This window comes from Streptococcus sp. 27098_8_76 (genome assembly GCF_041432315.1).
Taxonomy (GTDB): Bacteria; Bacillota; Bacilli; order Lactobacillales; family Streptococcaceae; genus Streptococcus.
This window is the reverse complement of the sequence record NZ_JAPVZI010000007.1, coordinates 118,638-139,276: the sequence shown is the minus strand read 5'-3', so window position 1 is coordinate 139,276 and position 20,639 is coordinate 118,638. Positions and strand designations below refer to the sequence as shown.

The window sequence follows — 20,639 nt, the reverse complement described above, 5'->3', positions numbered from 1 at the left end:
AAGTAAATGACGATTAAGGTAATTGCGACAGATATGGATGGGACCTTGCTGGATGCTAGAGGCCAGCTGGATCTCCCACGCTTGGAAAAAATTTTAGATCAGTTGGATCAAAGGGGTATTCGTTTTGTCATCGCGACGGGCAATGAGATTCACCGCATGAGGCAACTACTGGAGCAATTGGTGGATCGAGTGATTTTGGTTGTTGCCAATGGTGCTCGTATTTTTGAAAACAATGAATTGATTCAGGCACAGACTTGGGATGATGCCATTGTCGATAAGGCTTTGGCTCATTTCAAGGGTCGAGCGTGTCAGGATCAGTTTGTTGTGACGGCTATGAAGGGTGGTTTCGTCAAAGAAGGTACGATTTTTACAGACCTTGAAAGTTTTATGACTCCAGAAATGATTGAAAAATTCTACCAACGGATGCAATTTGTGGACGAATTAACCTCTGACCTCTTTGGTGGTGTGCTCAAGATGAGTATGGTTGTTGGTGAGGAGCGTTTGAGTTCGGTCTTGGAAGAAATCAATGACCTCTTTGATGGCCGTGTTCGGGCTGTATCGAGTGGCTATGGTTGCATTGATATCCTTCAAGCTGGAATTCATAAAGCATGGGGCTTGGAAGAATTACTCAAGCGTTGGGACTTGAACCCCCAACAAATCATGGCTTTTGGTGACAGTGAAAATGATGTTGAAATGCTTGAAATGGCTGGAATTGCCTATGCGATGGAAAATGCTGATGACAAGGCCAAAGCTGTGGCGACTGCTCTAGCGCCAGCCAATAGCCAAGGAGGAGTTTATCAAGTCTTGGAGAACTGGTTAGAAAAAGGAGAATGAAGTGGCAGTACAGTTATTAGAAAATTGGCTCCTAAAGGAACAAGGTAAAATTCAAACCAAGTATCGTCACCTAAATCAAGTTTCTGTTGTAGAGCCAGACATTCTTTTTATTGGGGATTCCATTGTCGAGTATTATCCTATACAGGAGCTATTTGGAACTTCGAAGACGATTGTCAATCGAGGCATTCGAGGTTATCAGACAGAACTGTTATTAGAGAATCTGGATGCGCATCTGTACGGTGGGGCGGTAGATAAAATTGTCCTTTTAATTGGGACGAACGATATTGGAAAAGATGTGCCTGTGAATGAGACTCTCAATAATCTCGAAGCTATCATACAATCCATTACTCACGATTATCCATTGACTGAGATTAAATTGCTTTCTATTTTGCCAGTCAATGAGGGAGAGGAGTACAAGCAGACAGTCTATATCCGCACAAATGAAAAAATTCAGAAATGGAATCAAGCCTATCAAGAGCTTGCTTCTGCCTATATGCAGGTGGAATTTGTGCCAGTTTTTGATAGTTTGACAGACCAAGCAGGCCAACTCAAAAAAGACTACACAACTGATGGGCTGCACCTCAGTGTTGCTGGTTATCAGGTTTTGTCAAAAGCCTTGAAAGACTATCTTTTTTAGTTAGTTGATTTCCCTTTTGCATTTTTTAGTTAGATAAGGTATAATGGTTTTATTATCTTTTGGGGTCGTTACGGATTCGACAGGCATTATGAGGCATATTTTGCGACTCGTGTGGCGACGTAAACGCTCAGTTAAATATAACTGCAAAAAATAACACTTCTTACGCTCTAGCTGCCTAAAAACCAGCAGGCGTGACCCGATTTGGATTGCTCGTGTTCAATGACAGGTCTTATTATTAGCGAGATACGATTGAGTCTTGTCTAGTGGCTTGATAAGAGATTGATAGACTCGCAGTTTCTAGGCTTGAGTTATGTGTCGAGGGACTGTTAAAATAATACATAACCTATGGTTGTAGACAAATATGTTGGCAGGTGTTTGGACGTGGGTTCGACTCCCACCGGCTCCATTATTCCTTTGCATTCTTTTTCATTCCTTGGTAAAACGTTGTTAAATCAACGTTTTTTGTTTTTTCTTTGGTATTCCTTGGCATTCTTTTGAGAAAAAGGGAGTCACAAACAGACCCTAAAGCAGACCCTGTTTTTAAAAAAGGGATACAAAAAAGGATACAACATTTTTGTAGTATCCTAAAAATCTATGTACTTCACAAAGCGTTCTTCGGCTCCATTATGCGTTTTTGTGATTTTAAAACTTGTTAGCTGATTTTTTACAATCCTGCAAATTCTTTGATTTCTTGTGCTGACATTGAAGAGTCACAACGGACATTGATTTGTCCATCCGCAATGTGAACAAATCCTGGTACAGTTGGAATTCCGTAGCGTGAGCGGAATGCTTGCAACTCATTGAGTTGGCTTGCTTCTTCACTGTTGATGAAGTAGATGTGAGCTTTGGTTTCAGCTACGACACCTGCCAATGTACCTGCAAATTTACGGCAGTAAGGGCAAGTTTTGCGACCGATAAAGAAGGTTGCAGTTTCTTTTTTATCAAGAGCTTCTTGCGCACGCGCAACTGTAGTGACTTCAAGGTCTTTGATGTTATCTAAAAATTGTTCCATGAGATTACCTCGCTTTCATTGATATGTCTAGTATGCCATAAAGTTTCTAAAATTGCTTAGATTTGATACGAAAAAAAGATGAGATTGGTTTGTCTCATCTTTTATAGGTCTTTATTTTACAAAAGCATTGATTTCTGCTTCGATGTTAGCAATCTTAGCTTGTGATTCTTCGTTGGTTTCACCTACAACTGCAATGTAGAACTTGATTTTTGGTTCTGTCCCTGAAGGGCGAACGGCAATCCATGAACCGTCAGCAAGTGTATATTTCAAAACATCACTTGGAGGAGTTGTTAAGTTTGTAACAGTACCGTCAGCAGCAGTAGCAGTTTGTGCCTTGAAGTCTTCTACGACAGTGATAGCTGTTGTGTTCCATTCTTTTGGAGCATTGTTACGGAATTTAGCCATAATCGCTTTGATTTGTTCAGCACCATCGACACCTGAAAGAGTAACAGAGATTGTCTTTTCTGCGTAGTAGCCGTACTCTTTGTAGATTTCTTCGATACCGTCAGCAAGTGTCAAACCACGTGAACGGTAGTAGGCAGCAAGTTCAGCAACGACAAGAACAGCTTGGATAGCGTCTTTATCACGTACGAATGGTTTAATCAAGTAACCGAAGCTTTCTTCAAATCCCATCATGTAAGTGTGATTGTGTTTTTCTTCGAATTCTTGAATTTTTTCAGCGATAAATTTGAAACCTGTCAAAACGTTGAACATAGTTGCGCCGTAGCTTTCAGCAATCTTCGTTACCAAGTCAGTTGATACGATAGATTTGCAGAGAGCGGCATTTTCAGGAAGAGTTCCAGCGTTTTTGTGGGCTTCCAAGATGTATTTTGCCATGATAGCACCGATTTGGTTACCTGATAGGTTGAGGTAGCTACCATCTTTTTGAAGAACTTCAACACCAACACGGTCAGCATCAGGGTCAGTTGCGACAAGAACGTCTGCACCAACTTGACGACCAAGTTCTTCAGCAAGGGCAAAGGCTGCTTGGCTTTCTGGGTTTGGAGATTTTACAGTTGAGAAGTCAGGATCGGCAGTTGCTTGCGCTTCAACAACTTGAACAGAGTCAAATCCTGCTTGGGCAAGAGCACGACGAGCCAACATTTCACCAGTACCATGAAGTGGTGTGTAGACAATTTTCATGTCTTTACCAAATTCTTCAATCAAGGCTGGGTTGATGTTTACGTCCTTAACCTCTTTAAGGTATTCTACGTCAACAGCTTCGCCGATAACTTCAATCAAGCCAGAAGCTTTTTCAGCTTCCACATCAGCAACTTCAACTGCAAATGGGTTTTCGATTGCACGGATATAAGTAGTCAAAGCGTCCGCATCGTGTGGAGGCATTTGTCCACCGTCTTCACCGTAAACCTTGTAACCGTTAAATGGTGCAGGGTTGTGGCTAGCTGTGACCATGATACCTGCGAAACAGTTGAGGTGACGAACCGCAAATGATAGTTCTGGAGTTGGACGAAGGCTTTCAAATACATAAGATTTGATACCGTGTTTAGCAAGAACTGCCGCAGATTCAAAGGCAAACTCTGGTGAGAAGTGACGGCTATCGTAGGCGATTGCGACACCACGTTCTTTTTCGTTTCCACCTTTTGACTCAATCAAACGAGCCAAACCTTCAGTAGCTTGGCGAACAACGTAGATGTTGATGCGGTTTGTACCAGCACCAATCAAGCCACGCATACCTGCAGTACCAAATTCAAGATTTGTATAGAAGGCATCTTCCTTTGTTTTTTCGTCCATATTTTCCAAATCTTGACGAAGGTAGTCAGGAAGCTCCGCAAAATCAACCCATTTCTGGTAATTTTCTTGGTAAGACATTAAAATTCTCCTTTTTGTAAATTGTTTTAACCGTTCACATTATAGCACTTTTTAGCGTTTTAGTAAAACGGTAGCATAATTTTCAGAAAAGTAGTGACATATGCCTGTTTATCAAGTCTTGAATGCCTTTGGGAAACATGCTATACTACTTGTATGATTATTTTACAAGCTAATAAAATTGAACGTTCTTTTGCAGGAGAGGTTCTTTTTGATAATATCAACCTGCAGGTTGATGAACGAGACAGGATTGCTCTTGTTGGGAAAAATGGAGCAGGTAAGTCTACTCTTTTGAAGATTTTGGTTGGAGAAGAGGAGCCAACTAGTGGAGAAATCAATAAGAAAAAAGATATTTCTCTGTCTTATCTAGCCCAAGATAGCCGTTTTGAGTCTGAAAATACCATCTACGATGAAATGCTTTATGTCTTTGATGACTTGAGTCGGACTGAGAAACAACTTCGTCAGATGGAGCTGGAGATGGGTGAAAAGTCTGGTGAGGACTTGAATAAGCTGATGTCAGATTACGACCGCTTATCTGAGAATTTTCGCCAAGCAGGTGGTTTCACTTATGAAGCTGATATTCGAGCGATTTTGAATGGATTTAAGTTTGACGAGTCTATGTGGCAGATGAAAATTGCCGAGCTTTCAGGTGGTCAAAATACTCGTTTGGCACTTGCCAAAATGCTTCTTGAAAAGCCCAATCTCTTGGTATTGGACGAGCCAACAAACCACTTGGATATCGAAACTATTGCCTGGCTAGAGAATTACTTGGTAAACTATAGCGGTGCTCTCATTATTGTCAGCCACGACCGTTATTTCTTGGACAAGGTTGCGACAATTACGCTGGATTTGACTAAGCATTCCTTGGATCGCTATGTGGGCAATTACTCTCGTTTTGTCGAATTAAAGGAGCAGAAGCTAGCTACTGAGGCAAAAAACTATGAAAAGCAGCAGAAGGAGATCGCTGCTCTGGAAGACTTTGTCAATCGCAATCTAGTCCGAGCTTCAACGACCAAACGTGCCCAATCTCGCCGTAAACAACTGGAAAAAATGGAGCGTTTGGACAAGCCTGAAGCTGGTAAGAAATCAGCCAACATGACCTTCCAGTCGGAAAAGACATCGGGTAATGTTGTTTTGACTGTTGAAAATGCAGCTATTGGCTATGATGGGGAAATATTGTCCGAGCCTATCAACTTAGACCTTCGTAAGATGAATGCTGTCGCTATCGTCGGTCCAAATGGTATTGGGAAATCAACCTTTATCAAGTCTATTGTGGATCAGATTCCTCTTATCAAGGGTGAAAAGCGCTTTGGGGCCAATGTTGAGGTGGGTTACTATGACCAAACCCAAAGTAAGCTGACAGCAAGTAATACTGTACTGGATGAGCTTTGGAATGATTTTAAACTGACACCAGAAGTTGAAATCCGTAATCGTCTAGGGGCCTTTCTTTTTTCTGGAGATGATGTTAAAAAATCAGTTGGTATGCTGTCTGGTGGCGAAAAAGCTCGTTTGCTTTTGGCTAAATTGTCTATGGAAAACAACAACTTCTTGATTCTGGATGAGCCGACCAACCACTTGGATATTGATAGCAAGGAAGTGTTGGAAAATGCCTTGATTGACTTTGATGGGACCTTGCTCTTTGTCAGCCACGACCGTTACTTTATCAATCGTGTGGCAACTCATGTACTGGAATTGTCTGAGAAGGGTTCGACTCTTTATCTGGGAGATTACGACTACTATGTCGATAAAAAGGCTGAAATGGAAGTCAGTCTGACAGAGGAAGCTTTAACCAGTAATCAAGCAAAAGAAGTAAGTCCAGTTAATGACTACCAAGCTCAGAAAGAAAGTCAAAAAGAAGTTCGCAAACTCATGCGACAAATCGAAAATCTAGAAGCTGAAATCGAAGAGTTAGAAAGTCAAAGCCAAGCTATTTCTGAACAAATGTTGGAAACAAACGATGCCGGTAAACTCATGGAATTGCAGGCTGAGCTGGACAAAATCAGCCACCGTCAGGAAGAAGCCATGCTTGAGTGGGAAGAATTATCAGAGCAGGTGTAAAGATGGAACATCTTGGAAAAGTATTTCGTGAATTTCGGACAAGTGGCAATTATTCTTTAAAGGAGGCGGCAGGGGAGTCCTGTTCAACCTCTCAGTTATCTCGCTTTGAGCTTGGGGAGTCTGACCTAGCAGTCTCACGTTTCTTTGAGATTTTGGATAACATTCATGTCACAATCGAAAATTTCATGGATAAGGCTAGGGATTTCCATAATCATGAACATGTTTCTATGATGGCACAAATTATACCTCTTTACTACTCAAATGATATTGCAGGTTTTCAAAAGCTTCAAAGGGAACAACTTGAAAAGGCTAAGAGTTCGACGAATCCCCTTTATTTTGAGCTGAACTGGATTTTGTTGCAAGGTCTGATTTGTCAAAGAGATGCGACTTATGAGATGAAGAAGGATGATTTGGATAAGGTAGCAGATTATCTCTTCAAAACAGAAGAATGGACCATGTATGAGTTGATTCTTTTTGGAAACCTCTATAGTTTCTACGATGTGGATTATGTCACTCGGATTGGTAGAGAAGTTATGGAGAGGGAGGAATTTTACCAAGAGATTGGTCGCCATAAGAGATTAGTGTTGATTTTGGCCCTCAATTGTTACCAGCATTGTTTAGAGCATCTTGCTTTTGATAATGCTAGCTATTTCGAGGCTTATACAGAGAAGATTATTGGTAAAAACATTAGTCTGTATGAACGAAATATTTTACATTACCTAAAAGGCTTTGCCTTGTACCAAAAAGGACAGTGTAAAGAAGGTTGTAGCCAAATGCAAGAGGCCATGCATATTTTTGATGTGTTAGGTCTTCCTGAGCAAGTAGCCTACTATCAGGAACACTACGAAAAATTTGTCAAAGATTAATTTTCCCAAATAAGGGAAAAATGAAAAAGCTCCTTTCGGTTTTGATACAATAGTTTCAAAATTTGAGAGGAGTTTTTATATGAATCGCTATGCAGTACAGTTGATTAGCCGTGGAGCTGTTAACAAGATAGGGAATATGCTCTATGATTATGGAAATAGTGTCTGGTTGGCTTCCATGGGGACTATCGGACAGACAGTTTTAGGAATGTATCAGATTTCTGAGCTCGTCACATCCATTCTCGCCAATCCCTTTGGTGGAGTCATTTCAGACCGTTTTTCTCGTCGTAAGATTTTAATGGCGGCAGACCTTGTTTGTGGGATTCTTTGCCTGGCTATTTCTTTCATAAGGAATGACAGCTGGATGATTGGGGCTTTGATTGTTGCTAATATTGTGCAGGCTATTGCTTTTGCCTTTTCTAGACCTGCAAATAAGGCCATTATCACAGAATTGGTAGAGAAGGATGAACTGGTCCTCTACAATTCTCGTTTGGAGTTGGTCTTGCAGGTTGTCAGTGTGAGTTCCCCTGTACTTTCTTTTCTGGTTTTACAATTTGCAAGTCTTCGCATTACCTTGGTATTAGATGCCCTTAGTTTTTTTCTTGCTTTTGGTTTGGTAGCCCTGCTTCCAAAGAAAGAAGAGAAAACTTTGGGGGAGAAGAAACTTACATTCAAAGTTATTTGTACTGATATCAAGGAGGGAGTTCACTATATTGTGAAGCAAAGGGAAATCTTCTTTTTACTAGTCATGGCTTCAAGTGTCAATTTTTTCTTTGCAGCTTTTAATTACCTCCTTCCCTTTTCAAATCAGCTCTATGGAGTTCAAGGTGCCTATGCCACTATTTTAACTATGGGGGCTATCGGTTCAATTGTTGGGGCGCTGTTAGCTAGTAAGATTAAAGCCAGTATGGAAATGCTTTTATTTTTATTGGCTCTGACTGGACTTGGAGTGATGATAATGGGTTTCACCCTCCCCACCTATCTTGCTTTTTCAGGGAATTTCATTTGTGAACTATTTATGACGATGTTCAATATTCACTTCTTTACACAGGTACAAACCAAGGTTGATGGTGAATATCTGGGAAGAGTTCTCAGTTCGATTTATACCTTAGCTATACTTTTTATGCCCCTAGCAACAGGTTTAATGACCTTGCTTCCAAGTGTCCATCTTTATTCTTTCTTGATTATTGGACTAGGAGTTGTCATCTTATCCTTCTTAGCTCTCGGATATGTTCGAACCCGTTTTGAAAAAGAGACATAAGTTTTCTTGGACTTCAAAAATAATTCCAATCTAAGTGTTTTTTCCGCCCTTCTCGTTTGTGAGGAGGGCTTACTTTATGGTAAAATAGTTTTATGAATAAAAGAATGAATGAGTTAGTCGCCTTGCTCAATCGCTATGCGACTGAGTACTATACCAGCGATAATCCCTCGGTTTCAGATAGTGAGTATGACCGCCTTTACCGTGAGTTGGTTGAGTTGGAGGCTACCTATCCAGATCAAGTATTAGCAGACAGTCCGACCCATCGTGTTGGTGGCAAGGTTTTAGATGGTTTTGAAAAATACAGTCATCAGTATCCTCTTTATAGTTTGCAGGATGCTTTTTCACGTGAGGAGCTTGATGCTTTTGATGCGCGTGTTCGTAAGGAAGTGGCTCATCCAACCTATATTTGTGAGCTGAAAATCGATGGTTTGTCTATCTCGTTGACTTATGAAAAGGGGATTTTAGTTGCAGGTGCAACGCGTGGAGATGGTTCTGTTGGGGAGAACATCACGGAAAACCTCAAGCGTGTTAAGGACATTCCTTTGACTTTGCCAGAAGAGCTAGATATCACAGTTCGTGGGGAATGTTACATGCCACGCGCTTCCTTTGACCAGGTCAACCAAGTTCGCCAAGAAAATGGAGAGCCTGAATTTGCCAATCCTCGTAATGCGGCAGCAGGAACATTGCGTCAGCTGGATACAGCAGTAGTTGCCAAGCGTAACCTTGCGACATTCCTTTATCAAGAAGCCAGCCCTTCAACTCGTGACAGCCAAGAAAAGGTTTTGAAGCACTTAGAACAACTTGGTTTTGTAGTCAATTCTAAACGAATTCTGGCTGAAAATATGGATGAGATTTGGGATTTTATCCAAGAAGTAGGACAGGAACGAGAGAATCTACCTTATGATATCGATGGGGTGGTGATCAAGGTCAATGACCTAGCAGGTCAAGAAGAACTTGGCTTTACTGTTAAGGCTCCAAAGTGGGCAGTAGCCTACAAGTTCCCAGCTGAAGAAAAAGAATCTCAACTCTTATCAGTTGATTGGACAGTTGGTCGTACGGGCGTTGTGACTCCAACTGCTAATCTGACCCCTGTTCAGCTAGCTGGAACAACTGTTAGCCGTGCGACCCTGCACAATGTAGATTATATTGCTGAAAAAGATATCCGTAAAGACGACACGGTTATCATCTATAAGGCTGGGGACATCATCCCTGCCGTTTTGCGTGTCGTAGAGTCCAAACGGGTTTCTGAAGAGAAACTAGATATCCCTACACACTGTCCAAGTTGTAACTCTGACTTGCTGCACTTTGAAGATGAAGTGGCCCTGCGTTGTATCAATCCGCGTTGCCCTGCTCAAATCATGGAAGGCTTGATTCACTTCACTTCTCGTGATGCTATGAATATTACAGGCCTTGGTCCATCTATTGTTGAGAAACTCTTTGCTGCTAATCTGGTTAAGGACGTGGCAGATATTTATCGTTTGAAAGAGGAAGATTTTCTTCTTTTAGAGGGGGTTAAGGAAAAGTCTGCTTCTAAACTGTATCAGGCCATCCAAGCATCTAAGGAAAACTCTGCTGAAAAACTCTTGTTTGGACTAGGTATTCGCCATGTCGGAAGCAAGGCCAGTCAGTTGTTACTTCAACATTTTCATTCAATCGAAAATCTGGCTCAGGCAGATCCAGAGGAAGTGGCGAGTATTGAAAGTCTGGGTGGTGTGATTGCCAAGAGTCTTCAGACTTATTTTGCGACAGAAGGATCGAAGATTCTCTTAGACGAGTTGAAAGAAGCTGGGGTCAATCTGGACTATAAAGGTCAGACAGTAGTAGCAGATGCAGCCTTGTCAGGTTTGACCGTGGTATTGACTGGAAAATTGGAACGACTCAAGCGCTCAGAAGCTAAAAATAAACTCGAAAGTCTAGGTGCTAAGGTAACAGGCAGCGTTTCTAAAAAGACCGACCTCGTCGTTGCAGGAGCAGATGCTGGAAGTAAGCTTCAAAAAGCACAAGAACTTGGTATCGAAGTTCGAGATGAAGCTTGGCTAGAAAGTTTGTAATGATCGTTTAAAACCAGAGTTTAGATAATATAACTATGTTTGTTAATTGAGTCGAGATTGACAAAAAATTATTAGTGAAATAGAAAGAAAATAGAAGTAAAAAGGAAAGATAAAAAATGTATAATTACCCTATGCGTATTCATTACCACCGCAAGAATGGAGAATATGACACTTGCTCTTTTGTAAAAAGTCAGGACCAGCGAATTGATTTGCTAACCTACAAAAAAGATTATTTTGGTGCTTCATTTAGTTTTGAACACCCAAGTGCTCATCCCTTAGAAAGCTTGAATTTTGTGGTTCATACCGGCCAAACTAGTAAAGAGTATGCTATCCGTTTTAATCACTATCCCCTCTTAACAGAGGTCTGGATTTTGGAAGGTGATGACAGAATTTATTATTCTGAAAATCCTGCTATTGCCAGTCCTTTCTATAAGAATCAAAATCCTTTTGCCTTTGATAAGGCTATCAATAGTGCTAGTTTCGACCACCACTGGGGCTACCAAGGTGAATTGGGGTGCTGTGTAGAGGATAATCAGGCACATTTCGTCCTCTGGGCTCCGACAGCGACAGAAGTGCAGGTAGTTGTTTATGAATCAGCTGCTAATGATGCACCAGTTTGGAAAACTTTTGATATGGAGAGAGGAAATAGCTACTCTTATAATCATAAGGACAATACAATCGGTGTCTGGAGTTTGGATGTTGAGGAAGATTTGACTGGTAAGGCTTATCAGTATCAAGTCCAATTCCCTCATCACCAAACAGTGACACGCGACCCCTACACCATCGCGACCAGTCCTGATGGCAAACGTTCAGCTATCCTGAGCCATGAAGAAAAGCAAGTTGCAAACTTCGAGGTCAAGCACGGTTCAGAGGCTACTTGGCGCTTGGCAAATCCATGTAAGGCAGTTATTTGTGAAATGCACATTCGTGATTTGACCAAATCACCGACCTCAGGTGTGGATGAACATCTTCGAGGAACGTTCTTAGGTGCTGCACAAACTGGAACAGTTAACCAGTACGGCCAGTCAACTGCTTTTGATCACATCAAGAAGTTGGGCTACAATTATGTTCAGTTGCAACCAATTGCAGACCGTCATAAAGAATACGATGAGGATGGAAATGTAACCTACAACTGGGGTTATGATCCACAAAACTATAATGCGCCAGAAACTAGTTTTTCAACAAACCCAGATGATCCAGCTCAGGTTATTCGCGATTTGAAGACCATGGTTCAAGCTTACCACGATGCGGGTATTGGTGTCATTATGGATGTGGTCTATAATCATACCTTCTCAGTAGTTGATGCACCTTTCCAAACAACAGTCCCTGATTACTATTATCGTATGAATCCAGACGGTACCTTCCAGAATGGAACGGGTGTTGGAAATGAAACAGCCAGTGAACACGAAATGTTCCGCAAGTATATGATTGATTCCCTCTTATACTGGGTTCAGGAATACAATATTGACGGCTTCCGTTTTGACTTAATGGGGATTCATGATGTCAAGACTATGCAGATGATTCGTCAGAGCTTGGATGAAATCGACCCCAACATTATCCTCTATGGAGAAGGTTGGGACATGGGAACAGGTCTTGCCCCTTATGATAAGGCTAAGAAAGACAACGCCTACGAAATGCCAAATATTGGTTTCTTTAATGACAATCAGCGCGATGCTGTCAAAGGCGGAGAAGTATATGGTGCTATCAAATCAGGTTTTGTCAGCGGTGCTGCGACAGAGCCCATTCTTGCCAAAGCAATCCTAGGCAGTCGTGAATTAGGAACCTATACACATCCAAATCAAGTACTTAACTATGTGGAAGCCCATGACAATTACAATCTCCACGATTTATTGGCAACTCTTCATCCAGACCAAAGTTCAGAACAAATCATGCGCAAGGTTGAGACAGCCACAGCTATGAACCTACTCATGCAAGGGATGTCCTTTATGGAAATCGGTCAAGAATTTGGTCGTACCAAACTGGTTGCGACAGGTGAGAATGGTGAGTTGACTCATGATGATAGAGAGCGTGCTATGAATAGCTATAATGCTCCAGACAGTGTGAACCAAGTGAACTGGGACTTGATTAATGAGCGTCAAGATAGTATTGAGTTTATCCGTCAGATGATTCGATTGAAGACAGGAACCGGTGCCTTTTCTTACCCTACTTATGATGAAATTTACCATCATGTTTTTGTTCATTCAGCAAATGAACATAGTGGTTTGATTGTCTATGAGATTCAAGGGGAAGACCATTTACTGGTTGTATTTAATACTAAAGGGCAAGACTTCCAGTTTGAAAATGCTGAAAATTTAGAACTATTGGTGACCAATAGCCATTTAAGTGATAAAGACATGGTTGGTGGCGTTAGTGCCAGCATCTTTAAAGTCTTGTAGAAAAAATCAAAAGTTTTCAATTATGTCGTATAATTTCTAGGATATCTTCTTGCTAAAAATTATAAAACTCAATGAAGAATAACATAGCATGAAAAAGGTTTAGTTCATCTAAGCCTTTTCTTTTTGTACTTATACTCTTCGAAAATCTCTTCAAACCACGTCAGCTCTATCTGCAATCTCAAAGCAGTGCTTTGAGCAACCTACGGCTAGCTTCCTAGTTTGCCCTTTGATTTTCATTGAGTATTACTGCTTAACAAGAGTGTTCAAATAGTTTGAAAAATCAAGCTTGTGAAAATAATCTCAAAAATATTGTAAAAAGGGTTGTAATTTTCTGAAAATTTGGTAAAATATATCTAATCATTTTCAGGAGGACGAGAATTTGACAAGATATCAGAATTTAGTAAATGGAGAATGGAAATCATCTGAAAAAGAAATTACGATTTATTCACCAATTAATCAAGAAGAATTAGGGACTGTTCCAGCTATGAGTCAGGCTGAAGTAGATGAGGCTATGAAAGCTGCGCGTGCAGCCCTGCCAGCATGGCGAGCTTTATCAGCAGTTGAACGTGCGGCTTATTTGCATAAAACAGCAGCTATTTTAGAACGTGATAAGGAAGAAATTGGTGCTATCCTTGCCAAAGAGGTTGCTAAAGGGATTAAAGCAGCCATTGGAGAAGTAGTGCGTACCGCAGACTTGATTCGCTATGCTGCTGAAGAGGGTCTCCGTATCACTGGACAAGCAATGGAAGGTGGCGGTTTTGAAGCAGCAAGTAAAAACAAACTGGCTGTTGTTCGTCGTGAGCCAGTTGGAGTTGTCTTGGCTATCGCGCCATTTAACTATCCAGTTAACCTTTCTGGATCTAAGATTGCTCCGGCCTTGATTGCGGGGAATGTGGTTATGTTTAAGCCACCAACACAAGGTTCTATTTCTGGTCTCTTGTTGGCTAAAGCCTTTGAAGAAGCAGGGATTCCAGCAGGTGTTTTCAATACCATTACGGGACGTGGTTCAGAAATTGGGGATTATATCATTGAGCACAAAGAAGTCAACTTCATCAACTTTACAGGTTCAACTCCAATCGGAGAACGTATTGGTCGTTTAGCTGGTATGCGTCCTATCATGTTGGAACTTGGCGGAAAAGATGCAGCTCTTGTACTAGAAGATGCAGATTTGGAACGCGCTGCCAAGCAAATCGTTGCGGGAGCCTTTAGCTATTCAGGCCAACGTTGCACGGCCATTAAACGTGTCATTGTTCTCGAGAGTGTAGCAGATCAATTAGCTACTTTGCTTCAGGAAGAAGTTGCTAAATTAACAGTTGGTGATCCATTTGACAATGCTGATATTACACCTGTTATTGACAATGCTTCAGCCGACTTCATTTGGGGCTTGATTGAGGATGCACAAGAAAAAGGGGCTCAGGCTCTTACGCCAATCAAACGTGAAGGCAATCTTCTCTGGCCAGTGCTTTTTGACCAAGTTACAAAAGATATGAAAGTAGCATGGGAAGAGCCATTTGGGCCTGTTTTACCAATTATTCGTGTGGCTAGTGTAGAAGAAGCAATTGCCTTTGCCAACGAATCTGAATTCGGCCTTCAATCCTCAGTCTTTACAAATGATTTCAAAAAGGCCTTTGAAATCGCTGAAAAACTTGAAGTGGGTACAGTCCATATTAATAATAAAACCCAGCGTGGTCCAGATAATTTCCCATTCCTTGGTGTCAAAGGTTCTGGTGCTGGTGTTCAAGGAATTAAATATAGCATTGAAGCGATGACAAATGTCAAATCCATTGTTTTTGATGTGAAATAAAATGTAAAATCAGGAAATTGTTTTCCTGGTTTCTTTTTTTACTTTAAAACAACAATTTTATTGGTAAAATGACGAACTTTATGATAGTATTGTAAAAAAACAATTCGTCTTCATAATCTGTTTGAAAATTTCTTGATTTACAAGTGAACACCTCAGTGAATTTGTTGAAGACTTTCAAAAGATTTTTTTGCAAATTCCGTAATTTACTTGAATCTTCCCTAAAAAGGTAGTATAATAAATCTATAGAAAACGCTTACAGAAAAAGGGGAGGTATTATGGATAAAAGAGAAGCTTTGCGCACCTTTATGACAGGAGAAAATTTTCACCTTCAGCATTATCTAGGAGCACATAGGGAAGAACTAAATGGAGAGTACGGTTATACATTTCGTGTGTGGGCTCCCAACGCTCAGGCTGTCCACTTGGTGGGGGATTTCACGAATTGGGTAGAAAATCAAATTCCAATGGAACGAAATGAATTTGGTGTCTGGGAAGTCTTTACCAGCCTTGCTCATGAAGGCCAAATTTACAAGTATCATATCACACGTGCAAATGGTCATCAGCTGATGAAGATTGATCCTTTGGCTGTACGGTATGAGGCACGTCCGGGAACTGGAGCTATTTTAACAGAGATTCCAGAAAAGAAATGGAAGGATGGGCTTTGGTTAGCTCGTAGAAAACGCTTGAGCTTTGAAGAGCGTCCTGTCAATATTTATGAGGTCCATGCTGGATCTTGGAAGAGAAATCTTGATGGCACACCTTATAGTTTTGCTCAATTGAAAGATGAACTCATTCCTTACTTGGTTGAGATGAACTATACTCACATTGAGTTTATGCCCTTGATGTCTCACCCACTAGGTTTGAGTTGGGGCTATCAGCTTATGGGGTACTTCGCTTTAGAGCATACCTATGGTCGCCCTGAAGAGTTTCAAGATTTTGTTGAGGAATGTCACTTAAACAATATAGGCGTTATTGTAGACTGGGTACCTGGTCATTTTACCATTAATGATGATGCCTTGGCCTATTATGATGGAACACCGACTTTTGAATATCAAGACCATAATAAGGCTCATAACTACGGTTGGGGAGCACTCAATTTTGACCTTGGAAAGAATGAAGTCCAGTCTTTCTTGATTTCTAGTATTAAGTTTTGGATTGACTTTTACCATCTAGATGGTATTCGCGTGGATGCGGTTAGCAACATGCTCTATCTTGATTATGATGATGCACCATGGACGCCTAATAAAGATGGCGGGAATCTCAACTACGAGGGCTATTATTTCCTTCAACGCTTGAATGATGTGATTAAACTAGTTCATCCAGATGTGATGATGATCGCAGAAGAAAGTTCGTCAGCAACCAAGATTACGGGAATGAAAGAGCTTGGTGGTCTAGGATTTGACTACAAGTGGAATATGGGTTGGATGAATGATATCCTCCGTTTCTACGAAGAAGATCCGATTTATCGTAAATATGACTTTAACCTGGTGACTTTCAGCTTTATGTATGTTTTCAATGAAAACTATCTCCTACCATTCTCGCACGATGAAGTGGTTCACGGTAAGAAGAGTATGATGCATAAGATGTGGGGCGATCGCTATAATCAATTTGCAGGATTACGCAATCTCTACACTTACCAAATTTGTCACCCTGGTAAGAAATTGCTCTTCATGGGTAGCGAATACGGTCAATTCTTGGAATGGAAATCTGAAGAACAGTTGGAATGGTCTAATCTAGAAGACCCTATGAATGCTAAGATGAAGTATTTCACTTCTCAGCTAAACCAGTTTTACAAAGACCATCGCTGTCTGTGGGAAATCGATACTAGCTATGATGGTATTGAAATTATTGATGCGGATAATCGAGACCAGAGTGTTCTTTCCTTCATCCGTAAGGGTAAGAAGGATGATATGTTAGTCTGTATCTTTAATATGGCACCTGTTGAACGGAAAGATTTTACAATCGGACTACCCGTTGCAGGTATTTATGAAGAAGTCTGGAATACTGAGTTAGAAGAGTGGGGAGGCGTTTGGAAAGAACATAATCAAACTGTTCAAACGCAAGAAGGACTATGGAAAGATTATGAGCAGACCTTGACCTTTACCCTACCTGCTATGGGAGCAAGTGTATGGAAAATCAAACGTCGCTTGAAATCTGCAAAAACCGTCACAAGTAAAAACCAAAAAGGAGTAGAAAATGAAGAATGAAATGTTAGCTTTGATTCTTGCTGGTGGGCAAGGAACTCGTCTCGGTAAACTCACTCAAAGCATTGCAAAACCAGCTGTGCAATTTGGTGGGCGCTACCGTATCATTGACTTTGCTCTTTCAAACTGTGCCAACTCAGGGATTCACAATGTTGGAGTCATCACCCAGTACCAGCCACTTGCTCTCAACAATCATATTGGGAACGGTTCAAGCTGGGGACTAGACGGTATCAATTCTGGTGTCTCTATTCTTCAACCTTATTCTGCAAGTGAAGGAAATCGTTGGTTCGAAGGGACTAGTCACGCTATTTACCAAAATATCGACTATATCGACAGTGTCAATCCTGAGTATGTCTTGATTCTCTCTGGAGACCACATCTACAAAATGGACTATGATGATATGCTCCAGTCTCACAAGGATAATAATGCCAGCTTGACAGTCGCAGTTCTTGATGTTCCTCTGAAAGAAGCTAGCCGTTTTGGTATTATGAATACAGATGCAAACAATCGTATTGTTGAATTTGAAGAAAAACCAGCTCAACCTAAATCTACTAAAGCTTCTATGGGGATTTATATCTTTGATTGGCAACGTCTTCGCAATATGCTTGTTGCTGCTGAAAAGAGCAATGTCGATATGTCAGACTTCGGTAAGAATGTCATTCCAAATTACCTTGAGTCAGGTGAAAGTGTCTATGCCTATGAATTCAATGGCTACTGGAAAGACGTTGGTACGATTGAGTCACTTTGGGAAGCGAATATGGAGTACATTTCTCCAGAAAATGCCTTGGATAGCCGTAACCGTCAATGGAAAATTTACTCAAGAAACTTGATTTCACCACCAAACTTCCTTGGTGCCAATGCTCACGTGGAAGATTCTTTGGTTGTCGATGGCTGTTTTGTCGATGGAACTGTTAAGCATTCTATCCTTTCAACAGGAGCACAAGTTCGCGAAGGGGCAGAAGTTGTTGATTCAGTTATCATGAGTGGTGCGATTGTTGGTCAGGGAGCTAAAATCAAACGTGCCATTATTGGTGAAGGTGCAGTTATTTCTGATGGTGTCGAAATTGATGGAACAGAAGAAGTACAAGTTGTAGGATATGATGAAGTAGTGGGGGTAGCAACAGATGAAGATTGATAAATATTCTGCCATTTTAGGAAACACAGTTGGTTTTCATGATATGTCAACACTGACAGACCACCGTCCAGTAGCTAGTTTGCCTTTTGGAGGTAAATATCGCTTGATTGACTTCCCACTTTCCAGTCTTGCTAATGCAGGTGTCCGTAGTATCTTTGGTATTTTCCAACAAGATAATATTAGCTCAGTCTTTGACCATATTCGTTCAGGACGTGAGTGGGGCTTGTCAACCCTTCTAAGTCACTATTATCTAGGTATTTACAATACCCGTGTGGAAAGTAGTACAGTTGGAAAAGAATACTACCATCAGCTTCTTACTTATTTGAAACGTTCTGGCTCAAACCAAACAGTTGCCCTTAACTGTGATGTTCTGATTAACATTGATTTGAACCAAGTTTTCCACCTACACAGTACAACAAAAGGGCCTATCACTGTAGTTTATAAAAAACTAGCTAAGAAAGATATTTCAGAAGTAAATGCAATCTTGGAAGTGGATGAAACAGACCATGTTCGTTCTCATAAACTCTTTGATAGCAAGTTACCAGATCAAATCTATAACATGTCCACAGATATCTTTGTCGTTGATACACCTTGGTTGATTGAACGCTTGGAAAAAGAAGCTAAAAAAGAACATCCAGAGAAATTGCGCTATGTTTTACGGGATTTGGCTGCAAAAGAAGGAGCTTTTGCCTACGAATACACAGGTTATCTAGCAAATATTCATTCTGTAGAGTCTTATTATCAAGCGAATATTGATATGCTTGAATCACAAAAATTTTACTCTCTCTTCTCACCAAACCAAAAGATTTATACAAAGGTCAAAAACGAAGAACCAACTTATTATGCTAATACATCTAAGGTAAGTACTTCTCAGTTTGCGTCTGGTAGTATCATTGAAGGTCAAGTGGCTAATTCTGTTCTATCACGTAATATTCATGTCCATAAGGATAGCCTGGTTAAAGATAGCCTGCTCTTCCCTCGTGTTGTTATTGGAGAAGGAGCTCAGGTCGAATATGCTATCTTGGACAAGGGTGTTGAAGTTGAGCCTGGTGTTGTGATTCGAGGGACTGCAGAACATCCAGTTGTCGTTAAGAAAGGTAGCAAAGTAACAGAGGATATTCATTCATGAAAATTTTATTTGTAGCAGCAGAGGGTGCACCCTTTTCAAAAACAGGTGGTTTGGGAGACGTTATTGGCGCTCTTCCCAAATCACTGGTAAAAGCTGGGCACGAAGTTGCAGTGATTTTACCCTACTATGACATGGTAGAGGCTAAATTTGGAAATCAGATTGAAGATGTTCTTCATTTTGAGGTTAGTGTTGGTTGGCGCAGACAGTACTGTGGGATTAAGAAAACCGTCTTAAACGGTGTAACCTTCTACTTTATTGACAACCAATATTATTTCTTCCGTGGCCATGTTTACGGTGATTTTGACGACGGAGAACGCTTTGCCTTTTTCCAACTGGCTGCCATTGAGGCTATGGAAAGGATTGACTTTATTCCTGACCTTCTCCATGTTCATGACTACCATACAGCTATGATTCCTTTCTTGTTAAAGGAAAAATACCGTTGGATTCAAGCCTATGAGGGAATTAAAACAGTTTTAACCATTCATAATTTGGAATTCCAAGGACAATTTTCAGAAGGAATGTTATGGGATTTGTTTGGAGTCGGTTTTGAACGTTATGCTGATGGTACCCTTCGCTGGAACAACTGTCTGAACTGGATGAAGGCTGGTATTCTCTATGCGGACCGTGTTTCAACCGTTTCGCCTAGTTATGCTCATGAAATTATGACCAGTCAGTTCGGATGTAACTTGGATCAGATACTTCGAATGGAGTCTGGTAAGGTATCTGGTATTGTGAATGGGATTGATGCTGACCTGTATAATCCTCAGACGGATGCTCTATTAGATTATCATTTTAATCAGGAAGATTTGTCTGGGAAGGCCCAAAACAAGGCAAAATTGCAAGAAAGAGTTGGCTTGCCAGTTAGAGCCGACGTTCCACTGGTGGGAATTGTTTCTCGTTTGACACGTCAAAAAGGTTTTGATGTGGTGGTTGAAAGTCTTCAACATATCTTGCAAAATGATGTTCAGATTGTTCTTTTGGGAACTGGTGATCCAGCCTTTGAAGGGGCTTTCTCGTGGTTTGCTCAGATTTACCCAGACAAGCTATCAGCAAATATCACTTTTGATGTCAAACTAGCTCAAGAAATCTACGCTGCTTGTGACCTCTTCCTCATGCCAAGTCGTTTTGAGCCATGTGGCTTGTCTCAAATGATGGCTATGCGTTATGGAACCTTGCCATTGGTCCATGAAGTTGGTGGCTTGAGAGATACCGTTCGCGCTTTCAATCCAATTGAAGGAAGTGGTACTGGCTTTAGCTTTGACAATCTATCTCCTTATTGGTTAAATTGGACTTTCCAAACAGCATTGGACTTGTATAGAAACCATCCTGACGTTTGGAGAAACTTACAAAAACAAGCTATGGAGTGTGATTTCTCATGGGATACAGCCTGCAAGTCATACCTAGACTTGTACCAAAGCTTAGTTAACTAAT

The 20,639-nt window shown here is 40.9% G+C and carries 14 protein-coding genes and 1 other RNA gene; 13 read left to right on the top strand and 2 right to left on the bottom strand.

The features are described 5' to 3' along the window. Positions 1-6 precede the first annotated feature (6 nt). The 3 genes from O3636_RS06715 (at position 7) to ssrA (ending at position 1,880) form a co-directional block, all read left to right on the top strand. The gene (locus O3636_RS06715; RefSeq protein ID WP_261012200.1) at positions 7-834 is read left to right on the top strand and encodes a Cof-type HAD-IIB family hydrolase; all 828 of its coding nucleotides are present in this window, start codon (positions 7-9) and stop codon (positions 832-834) included. A gap of 1 nt (position 835) precedes the next feature. Beyond that, positions 836-1,471, top strand: coding sequence for an SGNH/GDSL hydrolase family protein (locus O3636_RS06710; protein ID WP_261012202.1), 636 nt, complete (start codon positions 836-838; stop codon positions 1,469-1,471). A gap of 61 nt (positions 1,472-1,532) precedes the next feature. After that, positions 1,533-1,880: a transfer-messenger RNA gene (gene ssrA, locus O3636_RS06705) on the top strand. A 255-nt stretch (positions 1,881-2,135) separates the two neighbouring features. Here ssrA and O3636_RS06700 read toward each other — a convergent pair. Both O3636_RS06700 and O3636_RS06695 read right to left on the bottom strand, forming a co-directional pair. Then, positions 2,136-2,483 (bottom strand): thiol reductase thioredoxin, encoded by a 348-nt coding sequence (locus O3636_RS06700; protein WP_033685148.1) that lies wholly within the window; start codon positions 2,481-2,483, stop codon positions 2,136-2,138. Positions 2,484-2,594: 111 nt separating this feature from the next. After that, positions 2,595-4,313 (bottom strand): phospho-sugar mutase, encoded by a 1,719-nt coding sequence (locus O3636_RS06695; protein ID WP_004254235.1) that lies wholly within the window; start codon positions 4,311-4,313, stop codon positions 2,595-2,597. 153 nt (positions 4,314-4,466) lie between these two features. On the opposite strand from O3636_RS06695, the gene O3636_RS06690 reads away from it, so the two are divergent. From O3636_RS06690 to glgA, 10 genes are all read left to right on the top strand, one after another. Further along, positions 4,467-6,368, top strand: coding sequence for an ABC-F family ATP-binding cassette domain-containing protein (locus tag O3636_RS06690; RefSeq protein ID WP_371642320.1), 1,902 nt, complete (start codon positions 4,467-4,469; stop codon positions 6,366-6,368). A gap of 2 nt (positions 6,369-6,370) precedes the next feature. After that, complete coding sequence (locus tag O3636_RS06685) at positions 6,371-7,234, top strand: MutR family transcriptional regulator (protein WP_261047643.1); 864 nt, start codon at positions 6,371-6,373, stop codon at positions 7,232-7,234. Positions 7,235-7,313: 79 nt separating this feature from the next. After that, positions 7,314-8,492 (top strand): MFS transporter, encoded by a 1,179-nt coding sequence (locus O3636_RS06680; protein ID WP_261047645.1) that lies wholly within the window; start codon positions 7,314-7,316, stop codon positions 8,490-8,492. Between the two features lie 92 nt (positions 8,493-8,584). Continuing rightward, positions 8,585-10,543: an NAD-dependent DNA ligase LigA gene (gene ligA, locus O3636_RS06675; RefSeq protein WP_261047647.1), complete on the top strand. Its 1,959-nt coding sequence runs from the start codon at positions 8,585-8,587 to the stop codon at positions 10,541-10,543. A 116-nt stretch (positions 10,544-10,659) separates the two neighbouring features. Beyond that, a complete protein-coding gene (pulA, locus tag O3636_RS06670; protein ID WP_261012219.1) occupies positions 10,660-12,939 on the top strand; it encodes a type I pullulanase in 2,280 nt (759 codons plus the stop codon). Positions 12,940-13,318: 379 nt separating this feature from the next. Beyond that, positions 13,319-14,743, top strand: a complete 1,425-nt coding sequence (locus O3636_RS06665; protein WP_261012221.1) for an NADP-dependent glyceraldehyde-3-phosphate dehydrogenase — start codon at positions 13,319-13,321, stop codon at positions 14,741-14,743. A gap of 275 nt (positions 14,744-15,018) precedes the next feature. Further along, complete coding sequence (gene glgB, locus O3636_RS06660; RefSeq protein WP_261012223.1) at positions 15,019-16,947, top strand: 1,4-alpha-glucan branching protein GlgB; 1,929 nt, start codon at positions 15,019-15,021, stop codon at positions 16,945-16,947. After that, complete coding sequence (locus tag O3636_RS06655) at positions 16,937-18,079, top strand: glucose-1-phosphate adenylyltransferase (RefSeq protein ID WP_000787251.1); 1,143 nt, start codon at positions 16,937-16,939, stop codon at positions 18,077-18,079. The genes glgB and O3636_RS06655 overlap by 11 nt, the downstream gene beginning before the upstream one ends. Further along, positions 18,069-19,208, top strand: a complete 1,140-nt coding sequence (gene glgD, locus O3636_RS06650; RefSeq protein WP_261012225.1) for a glucose-1-phosphate adenylyltransferase subunit GlgD — start codon at positions 18,069-18,071, stop codon at positions 19,206-19,208. The genes O3636_RS06655 and glgD overlap by 11 nt, the downstream gene beginning before the upstream one ends. Further along, positions 19,205-20,638 carry a glycogen synthase GlgA gene (gene glgA, locus O3636_RS06645; RefSeq protein ID WP_261012226.1) on the top strand — a complete coding sequence of 478 codons (1,434 nt, stop codon included), beginning with the start codon at positions 19,205-19,207 and terminating at the stop codon, positions 20,636-20,638. Before glgD ends, glgA begins: the two co-directional genes overlap by 4 nt. The last annotated feature ends 1 nt before the right edge of the window (position 20,639 follow it).